The organism is Bradyrhizobium sp. (genome assembly GCF_052389815.1).
GTDB lineage: Bacteria > Pseudomonadota > Alphaproteobacteria > Rhizobiales > Xanthobacteraceae > Bradyrhizobium.
Genome location: NZ_JBQTHN010000158.1, coordinates 1 through 12,242, shown reverse-complemented (window position 1 = coordinate 12,242; position 12,242 = coordinate 1). Strand labels below are relative to the sequence as shown.

Genomic DNA, 12,242 nt, shown 5'->3' with positions numbered 1-12,242 from the left:
GTCCTTGACGAGTCCCACTCCAGGGCACCACCACTTGTCCGTGATATCGGATGGATTGGTGAGGCTATACTCGCGTGTTCTCACACAATCTTTGAAGGTCCCGGCTGGAACGGTTATTGTGATCCCGTCTTCCATGTTTTCTGTATAGCCATACGCCTCGGCCTCGTGACCGTCGAAGACGTATTTGTCGCCGACCTTGAATGACCCGGGCATCAGCAAGCCGGGGTCGGCGATGCCGTTGCCGTCGGGGTCGCCGACACGCCAGGTCCCGGCAAAGACCTTGCGTCCTACTTGGTCTATCTCCCAGCTCACTTCGCCAAACGTGTACATGCTGTTTGTCGCCTTATCCATGCAAAACCAGTTTTCCGCCCGCTGGTCCAACACGCCGTCGTAGAATTCCTCTTCCTGGACGACGCCACATTCGAACTTGCCAATACCCGGAACATCAAACGGTTCGGTCTTGTCGAGAACCTGGACCTCTACCCGTAGGAGTCCATGTGGATGGTTTGGATGCTCCATGATGTATCGAAAGCCCGGCTGGAGAGGAAAATAGAGAGGATTGTGTCCTCTCGTGACCAAATTTTCTGCCTTCAAGTTCCAGTCTTTGGATGAGGAAAAATTGACCCGGGCGCCGCTCTGGGTGCGCCCTGGCAGATCCTTGTATTCCCGAGCCACAGCGCTGTCGCCATGCCGACCGAGCCAAGTGCCGCCAGCGAGCACGAGCCCGGCCGCGGTCAGAAGCGTTGCTGTCGTAAACGTTGCACGCCACCCGGCCAACGGGCCGGATCGCCGGTGTGCCACCTTCATCTGTCGCTCCGAACTGTTCATGTCGAACATCTCGATATCCTCCTATTGCGAACGACGCCTCGACCGGAACGTCGCCCAGGATTGCGGAACCAGTCTCTCCTATCACCACGTCAATCCGTTCCAACGACCTCCCCTGTCTGGGTATCGACGAAGACGTCGACCTCGCGGCTATCCGTCTGGATCTCAACCACGTAGACGTTCCTGCCTTTCTTTCTCTCGATTACGATGTCCGTGACTTTTCCGGGCACGCGCTGTAGGGCAATCTTCTTGGCGTTTTCGGCGGTAATCTTCGCCGCCGCAGACTTTTGCTTTGCGGGCTTGTCGCGCAGCTTCCCGATGCTTGAATCGTTGGAGGCCGGATTGCTAGAGGGGAGCGCGTTGGAAATAATGAGCTTGCCGTCGGAAGTGTCGCTCACCAGGCCAGCTTCAGGACACCAGATCTTGTCATTGATCTCCTTCAGGTTGATCAGCCCCTGCTCGCGAACCCGAACACAGCCCTTGAACGTCCCAGCGGGGACCGTCGCTTGAAGGCCTGCCTCCATGTTCTCGGCGCCGCCGTAGGCTGTGCTCCGGCTGCCGGCGAAGACATAGCGCTCGCCCACCTTGAAGGTGCCCGGCATCAACAGGCCCGGTTCAGCAACGCCGTCGCCATCGGGGTCACCAGCCCGCCACGTTCCCGTGAAGCTCGGCTTGCCATCCTCGATTTTCCAGCTCACGTGACCGAACGAATGAACATTGTTGGTGGCCTTATCGAGGGCAAGCCAGCTTAGCGTGCGCTGGGTCAGGACGCCGTCGAGATACTCCTCTTCCTGCACCACTGCCGTCTTGAATTTGCCGATGTCACGAATGTCGAAATCCTCCGTAGTATTCAGCACCACGGTCTCCTTGCGATACTTGCCATCGGGGTGATCGGGCCGCTCAAGTGCGTGCTTGTGGCCCGGCGTAATCGGGTAATAGAGCGGATTGACCCCGTGCGGGACGATCTGCTCAGCTTTCAGATTCCAATCCTTCAGCGAGGAGAAGTCGCTGCCCTTCGTCCAGCGCGGCGGGTCTTTGATCTCGGCCGCAAACGCCGTGCCTCCGCAGAACGCAAACCCGGTCGCCGACAGGATGATCGGTGCCGCGCGAGCGACACGCAAGCAAACGAGCAGGCCAAGCTGCCAGCTCGCCGGCTTCGTCTGTTTGTTCAACATCGCCATGTCCCGCATTGCGGGTGGCAGGTCATGCTGCCGCCCGCGGAAGCTAGCCTTGAGACAACGCCGGTCCGTCTCGGGCCGATCTGACGTCGGTGGACGCAATTCGCTCATCGCTCCCTCGCGGTCGTGAAGCTGGTTTCTATAAAGGACCGGTTGCCATCCTTTGCGACCGTACCGATCGCAAGAGTGTAGGCCTGGCCGGCGCGCAAGAATCCCTTGGGCACCGTGAAGGTTTTTGCGGACGCCGGCACCAGCGCCCGTATCTCGTAAGGCGAGCCGGTTTGCTCGATAACTATGACGCAGGACTCGATCCCTTTCGGCACGGACCAGCGCAACGTCAGGTCGGCGGCGGGCACGTCCTTCTGGCCGGATCGCGGATATTCGAACGCGGCCGGCTCCGGAAAGACATGGCTCAGGTGCGCTTCGCCACGCAGAGGTGCGCCCCTGCTCGTGTTTCCTTCAAAACGGTACGCGCCTGCCGGAAAGTCGGCCTTGACGATGCGGTCATCCGCCGGCTCCGGCGATTCGATCGCCAGCTTGCGAATCCCCAGTTTCGAGTCGGGGGTCTTGATATCGATGACCTTACGTTCGCCGGGACCCGAAACCGTCAGCGCCGTGAGGCCGTCGCTGGTACCTGTCACCTCGAACCTGATCTCCGCGTCGTTGTCTTGGACGTTGCGTTCGAGATAAACGGAAATTCCTTCGAACCGGACATCTTTGGCGGCGGACGTCACCGTCGGAAAGACGATCGTCGACAACACCGCTACAGCGACGAGCCCGCAGGTATGGCCATGAATGGTGTTCACGTCGCCCTCCCGTATTGCTCATTGGCCTCCCGTGTCCGTCGCGCTTTGCGTGAGTTCGACGGGTGGCGTGCGACCGTAGAGATAGGCGCGCTTCTCGATTGCCAGGGCCTCGTCGCGCGCCTTTGCCAGCGCATCGGGCGTGAGCTTGCCGACCTCGCGCAGCTCCAGTTTCTCGCGCAACTTTTCCTGCCTGCCCTTCCAGCCGACGCGGATGTAGCCGACGCCGGGCGCGTAGTATTTAAGCTGCTTGGCGTCCTGGCCTTCCTTGGTGCTGCTCTCCGCGATAACCAGGACATCCTTGTAGCATCCGGACGGGACACAAGATTTCTGACCGATCTGGTCTACCTTGGCACGATCCGACCAGTTGACCGGGGCTGGCGCGTAGCCTTGGGAATAGCTGGGCGTCCCGAGCTGCGGATCCGCCTTCATCATGATCCCGGCGCTCGCGCCCTCCAGGCCGGCTATCCAGGCGTGAGCTCCGACGAACTCCCCTTCCTCGTAAATTTCGACGAGCTCACCGAGCTGCCAGACGTTGCCATCTTTGTCCTGCGCAAAGAAGACGATCTCGGACTCCTGCAGCTCGCCGTCCTTGTAGTCGACATCCCACACCACGATGGCGCGCACACCGTTGACGACATTGGTCAGGTCGGTGACGGTCTGCACTACGCGATGAGGAACGCGCTTGTTCCCTTCGCGCGTGACCCCCTCATAGGTCCACTGCATCCCCGGTTGCAGCGGGAACCACTTGTTGTCGATCTTGGTCAAGCCGTCGAAATTGTTGCGATCGAAGGCCTCCAACCTGATCTCGAGAGCATGGGCCTTCCGTGCCATGACACCAGCGTGGGGCAACGCCAGACAGGCGACGGCAACAACGACGGCCAAGGTTTCCCGACGCCACCTGGACCCATGCTCTGCCATTAGCCTCTCCCCTGTACCGGCTCCAGGCCGGTCACATTGATCGTCGGCTCTGCTGAGCCGCGGCCGAAACGTAGATAAAGCGCAGGCACAATGAAGAGATTGAGCAGCGTCGAGGTCACAAGGCCGCCCATGATGACGACAGCCATCGGATATTCGATCTCGTGGCCAGGCAGGTTGCCGAAAATGATCAACGGCAGGATCGCGAGCCCGGCGGCTCCGGTCGTCATCAGGATGGGGCGCAGCCGCTCGCTCGCGCCGCGAAGCACGAGCTCCATGCCGAACGTTGCTCCCTCATACCGTTCCAGGTGCTGGAAATGATTGATCATGATGATGCCGTTGCGAGCGGCGATGCCGAGTACGGTGAGGAAGCCGATCAAAGAACCCAGCGAAACAATGCCGCCCCCCAGCCACGCTGCCAACACACCGCCCACCAGCGCTGACGGAAGCGTGAGAAAGGTGAGCGTTGCGAGCCGCCAGCTGCCAAAAGTCTGTTGCAGAAGCACGAATATGGCGGCGAGCGCGAGCACACCAAGAATTTCGAGCCGCCGGCGGGCGGCGTTTAGCTCCTGATACTCGCCCTGCAGCACCGCATAGTAACCGAGCGGGAACGACAACTTGTTCAACCGCGACTGAACGTCCTGTGCGACAGCGGCGAGGTCACGGCCCTTGACATTCGCCTGCACGTCGATGCGACGGGAACTCGCCTCGCGCTTGACAACATTTGGCGTTGGCTGAACGCTGATGTCGGCTACCTCGGATAGCTTTACACGCTCTCTAGTCGGGGTGTTGATCAGCATCTCGCGGACAGAATCAACGCTGTTGCGGAATTCCGGCGCCGTCCACACCTGAACGTCATAGGTGCGTCCTTCCATGAAAATGTCGCCGACTTCCTCTCCGGCCATCAGGGTCGCAGAGGCGCGTCGGACATCGCCCGGCTTGAGACCGTAACGCCGTGCCTCCTCCAGCTTCAGCTTCACCGCAATGTGCGGTATCTCGACGATCAGCTCCTTGTGCAGGTTGACTAGGTTTGGAACGTCGGCGAGTGCCGCGCGGACCTCCTCCGCCTTGTCCCTGAGAACGTCGAGATCCGGGCCGAAGATACGAACGACGATTGCCTCGCCGGCACCGGTCAGGACCTCTCGAATGCGCTCCTTCAGATAGGTCTGAACGTCGCGATAGAGACCGGGGTAACCTTCCACCATTTCCTCGACTCTGGCGTACGTCTTGTCGTAGTCCGCCTCCCTGCTGATGCTGATCCAGTTCTCCCCGAAATTGACGCCGACGACCTCGTCGGCAGCGAAGGCCTGACCGATATGAGCGCCGAAGTTGCGCACGCCAGGGATGGCGCGCAGCTCCTTGCTCGCACGGGTGGTGATGCGCAACATCTCGGGCAGCGAGCTATCGGGCGTGGTAACCCAGTGCATCAGGAAGTCGCGCTCCTTGAATGCCGGCAGCAGCGAATGCCCAAGCAATGGCCACACGACGATCCCCGCGAGTGTCACGACGCCAACGGTGATATAGGCCGGACGCGGCGTTCGGGTGGCACGCTCCAGTAACGGCGGGTAGTGGCGCCGCAGCCAGATGACGAGCGGCGATTCGCGCCCTTCAAGCCGCGCGTTGTTCAGCAAGATCAGGCAAAGCGCCGGCGTCACGGTCATCGCCACGATGAGCGAAGCCGCGATCGCGAGCACGTACGCGGCAATCAGCGGCTTGAAGAATGATCCGGCCAACCCCTCCATGAACAGGACGGGCACCACCGCGGCAACGACGATAAGGGTCGCAGAGACGATCGGGGCCCGCATTTCCAGCGAGGCATCCATAACGATGCTCGCCGTACTTCTTGCATCGCCTGCCTGCCGCGCCAGGCGGAGGCGCCGCATAATGTTTTCGACATCGAGGATCGCGTCGTCGACGACAATCCCCAACGCGATCACGAAGCCTGCCAGCGTCATGGTGTTGACGGTCGCGCCCAACATGAACAGCACCAGTGCGGCTGCGAGTAGCGACAGCGGGATGGCGACGATGCAGACGATCGCGGTACGCCATTCGTAAAGGAAGATCGCGATAATTCCTGTCACCAGCAGGCAACTCAGCGCCAGCGCCCATGACAGATTGTCAATCGAGTCCTCGACGAAAGTTGCCGGCCTGAAGATTGTCGTATCGATCTCAATTCCGGGAAGACCCGGCTTCATTTTCTCCAGCGCCTCTTCCACCCCGCGTGTAACCGCGAGCGTGTTGCCCCAAGGGAATTTTTCGACGATGAGCATGAGCCCGGGGCCGTCGTTGATAACGGCATCGCCGATCATGCCCTGCGGCGCATAGACAAGGTTAGCCACGTCGCTCAGGAGCAGCGGCTTCCCCTCCCGCTTGGTCACCGGCACCCTGGCAAGCGTTTCGGGGGTGACGCCGGCCCCGGCAAAGACGAGCTGAAAGCGCTGATTAGGCGTTTCGACGAAACCGCCGGTGCCGATATGCGCGCCGCGGGAATAGCGCAGCAGACCGACGTCAAGGGCATCCGAAACCGCTTCCTGAACCTGGTCGAGTGTAACGTCTGCTGCCGCCATCCGCTTCGGATCCACCAAAACCTGGAGCATCTTGAGCTGTTCGCCCCAGATCGCGACATTTGCAACCCCCGGGACCCCAAGCAGCCGCTGCCGGATGGTCCAATAAGCAAGCATCGACAAGTCCATCACGGATTTGTCGCTCGAGGTAATGCCGATCTTCATGATCCGGCTCGTCGAGGACAGTGGCGGCATCATGAACGGCGGCGCAGCCCAGGTTGGCAGGGTCTTCGACGCAAGCGCCATCCGCTCGCTGACCAGTTGACGCGCGCGGATGCCGTCGGCGCCGGTCTTGAAGATCAGGAGGATTGACGACAGCTGCGCCACCGATTTCGAACGCATCACCTCGATATCCGGGACGCCGTTCAGCGCGTTTTCCAGCGGCACGGTGACAAGCTGTTCAACCTCGGCGGACGAGAGCCCAAGACAGATGGTCTGAATCTCGACGCGTGGCGGGGCGAATTCCGGGAATACGTCCACAGCCACGTTCCCGACCCGTGCAACACCAAACCAGGTCAATACGACGCCCAGCGCTAGGACGAGATAGCGAAAGCGCAGACTGGATCCTATGACCAGCTTCATCATCGACGAAGATCCCACCAGGTGCGAGAGCCGCTATGGAAAGCAAAACAAGCTAATGACCTACTTTCACCTCAGTCCCGAATACTTGCTGCACGCCGGCTGCGAGCACTTTTGTGCCAACAGGCGGACCGTCGCTTAGGTATACGTTGTCGCCCTTGATCGTCTCGATCTCCACCGGCCCGCGGACGAACGTCAGCGGTTCGGCGTTAATGTAGACCCATGTCTTGCCGGCAAGGTCGTAAAGGACCGATCCGTAGGGTATGATCCGGCGGCCTGATGGATCCACCCGCACCTCGTCGATGAGAATACCGAGCCGTTCGGCCGCCTTCGGCGTGAGAGTTATCTTCTTGATTTTCCCATCAAGGGTGGCCTCGACGCGCGCCGGCGTCACCTTCCCTGTTGTCGACCCGGCCTCCCCACCGAGGGCCGCGACACAGGACATCGTGAAGCAGGCGGCCGAAATTGCGACCGCAAATATGCTGAGGCGAGCCATGAGAAAATTCTCCCTCTTGAGCGCAATCGAAATGAAACCCGTGGTGGTCATGACGCGGTCTCCGTCTCGAGATCGAGCCGGTCGTCGGTCCAGCCGGCGGCAAACCGCACGTAAAGCGCGGGAAGCAAGAGCAGTGTTGCGAGCGTCGCCGTAACAACGCCGCCGAGCACCGCGACCGCGAGCGGGTGAGCGATCTCAAGACCGGGGACATCGCCAATGAACGCGAGCGGAAGTACCAGTGCCAGCACTGCAATCGATGATGCAATGATGGTCGGGAACTGCTCGCGAACGCCACGACGCACCAGCTTTTCACCAAACGGCTCACCCTCGTTCAGCTGCAGATGCTGGAAGTGGGCGACGAGACCGACACCCTGCCGCACCACCAACGCAAGTACCGCCCCCAGACCCAGCAGCGAACCGAGCGAGACGGTGCCGTCGGTAATCGCAATCGCCGCCAGTCCGCCCAGCACGGCGATCGGGATGCCCAGCAGCGACAATGCGGTGAGTGCCCAGCTGCGCAGCACCGCCTGCGTCAGCAGGACCATCAACACCGCGGCAGCCGCCGCGTAACTGTATATCGACCGCAGGATAGCCCGTTGCTCCCTGTATTCACCCAGCAATTCGGCTCGGTGTTCGAACGGAAATGCCACCTGCTTTACGGCCGAACCAACTTCGGCCGCCACGGCGCCGAGCGACCGCTCATCCACTTTGGCAAGAACGTCAATGCGGCGAGATGAACCCTGACGCCGAATGATGCTGACAGCCGGAGCGATGCGGACATCGGCGATCTGAGCCAAGCGAGCCTGCCCGCCGTTTTCGCTGTTGATCACCATATTTCGAACGTCGTCAATGTTTTCGCGCAACTCCGGCCGGCCCCAAACGACCACGTCAAACACCTTCTGCTCCTCGAAAAGAGCACCAACTGTGATGCCACCGACGAACGCTGATGTTGCCCTGCGGACATCGCCGGGTTTCAGGCCGTATTCGGCCGCCCGATCGACGTCTACCTTGACCTCGATCGCGGGCTCCTCGACCTGCAATTCAACCCGGGCGTTTTCGACACCGGGAATCTTTGCGATGGCTCCCCGAATCTCCTCGGCCTTGGCTCGAATGATATCGAGGCTCTTGCCGTAGACGCGCACAGTAATTGAATCCGCATCTCCGGTGAGCGCCTCGCGCAGCTTCGTCGACAGGTATGTCCCGGCCTTGCCACGCATTCCCGGATAGGTCGCGACGGCGGCTTCAACGGCATCCACCACATTTTCGTAATCCGCTTTCGGATCAATGTTAACCCACACCTGCCCCGTATTGACGTCGGCTGCACGCTCACAATTGCAAAGCACAGCACGCCCAAGATTGGCGTGCGCGTTCCGCACGCCCGGGATCTGTTTCAGTTCCTGGATCAGACCTTCGGTAGATCGTATCATTGCCTGCAGCGAGGTGCCTGGTGGACCCTGCCAGTCGACAACCAGATCGGTCTCCTTGAAGCTCGGTATCATGTCGCGCTCGAGCGGTTTCCAAAGCGCAACGCAGGCAAGCGCCGCCACAACGCCCGCACCGATGCACGCGATCGGCCAGCGGATCACGAGGATTCGTTCGAATTGCCTGGCCAGCTTATCGATAAGCCTGTCACCCGCCATGCTCCGCGGCGCACTGCCGAAGAGCATGGCGGCAAGCGCCGGGGTCACGATCAGCGCCACCAGCATCGAGACGGACACGGCCGCGATGTAGGCCCAGGCCATCGATGCAAAGAATGCCGCCGACCGGCTCTGCATGAACAGGACCGGCAGCACTGCGAGGACGACGATGAGTGACGCAAAAACCATCGGCCGGCGTGTTTCGAGCATCGCCCGGGCAAGAACGATGAAGCCGGGCCGTGCGTCGCGTGGCGAGCTCAGACGGCGCAGGACGTTGTCGGCATCGAGGATACCGTCGTGGACCACCACGCCGGCAGCCATCAGGAGACCGCCGACTGCCATCATACTGAGCGAAATCCCGGCAACCTGTAACAACATCGCTGCCGAAACGTACGACAACGAAATCGCGACCAGGGCGATGAAGGAAGTCCTCCAGCTGCCCATCAGAAGGCCAAGTGCAACTGCGGCCAGGATGAATGAGACGACTACAGCCCTGCTGAGGTTACCTGTCGCGCGCTCGATAAAGTTAGCAGGACGATAGATGGTGGTATTGATTTCGATCCCGGGCAGCCCGGGCTTCAGCTCGTCGAGCGCTCGCTCGACACCACGTGTCACCTCCGACGTGTTGAAGCCGGGAAACTTCTCTATTGCCAGCAACAAGCCCGACCCGTCGCCGATAATGGCATCTCCAATCAGCGGCTGATGGCCATCCGCGAGATGAGCAACGTCACCAACGCGCACGGTCGAGCCGGACAGCGGCACCTTCGCGAAAGTGCCCACAGTGGAGATTGGCAGCTGATGACGGATGCTAAGCCGCTGGTTCGGCGTTTCGATAAAACCGCCGGTGCCCGGCGTAGAGGAGTTCAGGTACGTAAGCGGCGAAGACCACACAGCCTCGCCGGTCGTCTTGATCACTTGCTCGAGCCTGATGCCCTTCTTGAGCAAATTCCGGCTATCGACCAGCACCTGTACCTGCCGCTCGCGCTGCCCCCATATCGAAACGTTGGCAACCCCGGGAACACCGGCGAGGCGCGGCGCGATGTTCCAGCGCGCCTGAATGGACATGTCGATCAACGAGACAGATTTCGAACTCAGACCAATGTTCATGACCCGGCTGGCCGAGGAAACCGGCTGGAGCATGACGGGAGGGCTTGAGACGTTCGGCAATGCATGCGCCTGGGTCAGCCGTTCCTGCACCATCTGGCGCGCCTTCATCATGTCGGTGCCCGGCGCGAAGATCATCTCGATCGTCGAGAGTCCCGCCATCGATTCCGACTGGATGACCTGAAGCCACGGGACGCCGTTGAGCAGATCGGCTTCGAGGGGCACAGTGATCAGCGATTCGACCTCGGCGCTGGAGAGCCCGAGCGATTCAGTCTTCACGGTGAGGGAGGTCAGTGGCAGTTCGGGGATGACATCCAGCGGCTTGTCGCTGACGCTTAAGGCTCCAAAAACAAACAGGCCTGCAGCGACGGCCACAACGAGAGTACGTAAGCGAACGGCAGAGGAAATGAGCCACAACATCTCCAAACGCCCCTTAACTTCCGGTTGTTTTCAAACTCAAGTTGCAAAATCTGCACGATCTCTAGTTGCGGCCCGGTTCCCGTTGCAGTGCCAAGTTCTGCTCAGTTCCCGAACCTCGGCCCGTCTCCCGCCGCGTCGTGGCTAGAATTCGGTCCTGCCACCGCCACAGGTTGGCCGCACTTACCCAGTTTTGCCAACATAGCGTGTTCCGGACAGAGTGCCGTGAGGCATTCCGGGCGATGAATATCCCCCCTTCGGATGATGGCCCTCTACCTAATTCGATGGTCAACGGCTAAACCTGTCCGTCCCTTGTACGGACTTACGGGCGTACCCGACTTGCGGCCCATGCCTGCCACTCGCAGCCGTTCGCGATTGAGGTCGAACGAGCGAGTGTGGTGACAAAGCAACTAAGCCTGCCACTGTTTCCCGGATCACTTGACGGGTGCAACGCTGGCTGAAAGAGTCGAGTAGGTGGCGAATTGTCTTGGCGGACTAGTGGGGTACCGGTGGGGTCGCGCATGTCCTGGAGTAAGCGAAATGATCTTGTCGCCTGCTTCAGGCGGCGTTCGCTTGCGGGAGCGACCAGAATCGAAGAGACGACGTGGCGTGCTTGGCATCGTGCCTGTGCCCTGCGCCCGTTGATCGCTCGCGCCGCTCCAGCCCTGTTGGGCTTCTCGCTGCTCGTGCCCTTTGATGCGGCTTCGGCGGAAAGCGACGACATCGCAGCTCTCAAACGAATGGTGCATGAGCTGAAGGCAGAAAACCGAAAGCTCTCGCAGCGCCTCGGCGCCCTGGAAGGTGCGTCGCCGGCAAAGCGCGCTGCGCCCGCCGTATCGCGTGAGCGCCCGGCATCCGTCGCAGCTGCACCTCCGCCCCTCGAAATAACCCCCAAGCCTGCACCTCCGGCCGAGTCGCAGGCCGCCGTGCTGCCCGCTCCAGACCCGTCGGAAGCTGGAGCAAGAAGGCCGCTTGCGGAGCGTGTAAGGGACCTGGAGATTGGCTGGGCCGCGCAGGAGAACGCAACACGGCAGATCATTGCGGACACGCTCAAAAAGACCGGCCCGCAAATCAACAGCTTCCTCGCGCTCAGCGGTGTGCTCGAAGGGGTGGCTTCGCGGACAAAGGAGTTCAACGGCCCCTACAAGGACAACCTGGCTTTAGGCACCGCCGAACTGGATTTCGACATCAAGCTGAGCGACTGGTTGACCGGCGCACTTGTCCTGCATTTCGATACCGGCACCGGCGCGATTTTTCCAACTGCGAACAGCCCCGTCATCACTGGCGTTCCAGGCACGGGCGTGGATCGCTTCACCCTCGATCGGACCCACATTCTGGTCGGCGATTTGATGCGATTCCCGATCGCTGCCCGCTTCGGAGTGGAAACCCTGCACTTTGGCACGTCCACCGGCGTGGCACGCCTCGATACCCTTTCGATCGGTACGCCGCTGACAACCGAGGTATTTGAGAACCGCCAGACTGCAGGCGGGCTGGAATTCGCCTGGCCGACCCCGCCGCCGCAACCGTTACCGGCCCCAGTCGTCGTTCCCCGGGTCAGTCCGCTGGTCGTCGCCCCCGCGGTGCGACAAATCATGAGTTGGATGGGCTACGTTCCACTGCCGGAACGGCCGTTACGGCAGCTGCCGGTGAGACCGCACCTCGACCCGCCCCCGTTCTACGGCACGGTCAAGGTCTACAGAGGCAGCGACTCCATCGTGCCC

General features: G+C 61.0%; 7 protein-coding genes and 1 pseudogene. 1 reads left to right on the top strand and 7 read right to left on the bottom strand.

Annotated features, from left to right (window positions below; genetic code table 11):
* The 7 genes from ACT4OC_RS24385 to ACT4OC_RS24355 form a co-directional block, all read right to left on the bottom strand.
* A partial coding sequence (locus tag ACT4OC_RS24385; RefSeq protein ID WP_444841602.1) for a hypothetical protein occupies window positions 1–837 on the bottom strand: 837 nt, incomplete at its 3' end.
* A gap of 80 nt (window positions 838–917) precedes the next feature.
* A complete protein-coding gene (locus tag ACT4OC_RS24380) occupies window positions 918–2,000 on the bottom strand; it encodes a PepSY domain-containing protein (RefSeq protein WP_444841601.1) in 1,083 nt (360 codons plus the stop codon).
* A 110-nt stretch (window positions 2,001–2,110) separates the two neighbouring features.
* Window positions 2,111–2,737 carry a hypothetical protein gene (locus ACT4OC_RS24375; RefSeq protein WP_444841600.1) on the bottom strand — a complete coding sequence of 209 codons (627 nt, stop codon included), beginning with the start codon at window positions 2,735–2,737 and terminating at the stop codon, window positions 2,111–2,113.
* Window positions 2,738–2,827: 90 nt separating this feature from the next.
* Window positions 2,828–3,640: a hypothetical protein gene (locus tag ACT4OC_RS24370; protein ID WP_444841599.1), complete on the bottom strand. Its 813-nt coding sequence runs from the start codon at window positions 3,638–3,640 to the stop codon at window positions 2,828–2,830.
* Window positions 3,641–3,726: 86 nt separating this feature from the next.
* The gene (locus ACT4OC_RS24365) at window positions 3,727–6,873 is read right to left on the bottom strand and encodes an efflux RND transporter permease subunit (RefSeq protein ID WP_444841598.1); all 3,147 of its coding nucleotides are present in this window, start codon (window positions 6,871–6,873) and stop codon (window positions 3,727–3,729) included.
* Window positions 6,874–6,922: 49 nt separating this feature from the next.
* Window positions 6,923–7,414 carry a hypothetical protein gene (locus tag ACT4OC_RS24360; protein ID WP_444841597.1) on the bottom strand — a complete coding sequence of 164 codons (492 nt, stop codon included), beginning with the start codon at window positions 7,412–7,414 and terminating at the stop codon, window positions 6,923–6,925.
* Complete coding sequence (locus ACT4OC_RS24355; protein WP_444841596.1) at window positions 7,411–10,524, bottom strand: efflux RND transporter permease subunit; 3,114 nt, start codon at window positions 10,522–10,524, stop codon at window positions 7,411–7,413. The genes ACT4OC_RS24360 and ACT4OC_RS24355 overlap by 4 nt, the downstream gene beginning before the upstream one ends.
* Before the next feature lie 518 nt (window positions 10,525–11,042).
* Here ACT4OC_RS24355 and ACT4OC_RS24350 point away from each other — a divergent pair.
* Window positions 11,043–12,242 (top strand): annotated as a pseudogene (locus ACT4OC_RS24350) (hypothetical protein); the annotation flags it as partial.

Coding starts and splice junctions, on each gene's coding strand:
- ACT4OC_RS24360 (WP_444841597.1), bottom strand. CDS start 7,414: ATGACCACCACGGGTTTCATTTCGATTGCGCTCAAGAGGGAGAATTTT.
- ACT4OC_RS24380 (WP_444841601.1), bottom strand. CDS start 2,000: ATGTTGAACAAACAGACGAAGCCGGCGAGCTGGCAGCTTGGCCTGCTC.
- ACT4OC_RS24370 (WP_444841599.1), bottom strand. CDS start 3,640: ATGGCACGGAAGGCCCATGCTCTCGAGATCAGGTTGGAGGCCTTCGAT.
- ACT4OC_RS24355 (WP_444841596.1), bottom strand. CDS start 10,524: ATGTTGTGGCTCATTTCCTCTGCCGTTCGCTTACGTACTCTCGTTGTG.
- ACT4OC_RS24365 (WP_444841598.1), bottom strand. CDS start 6,873: ATGATGAAGCTGGTCATAGGATCCAGTCTGCGCTTTCGCTATCTCGTC.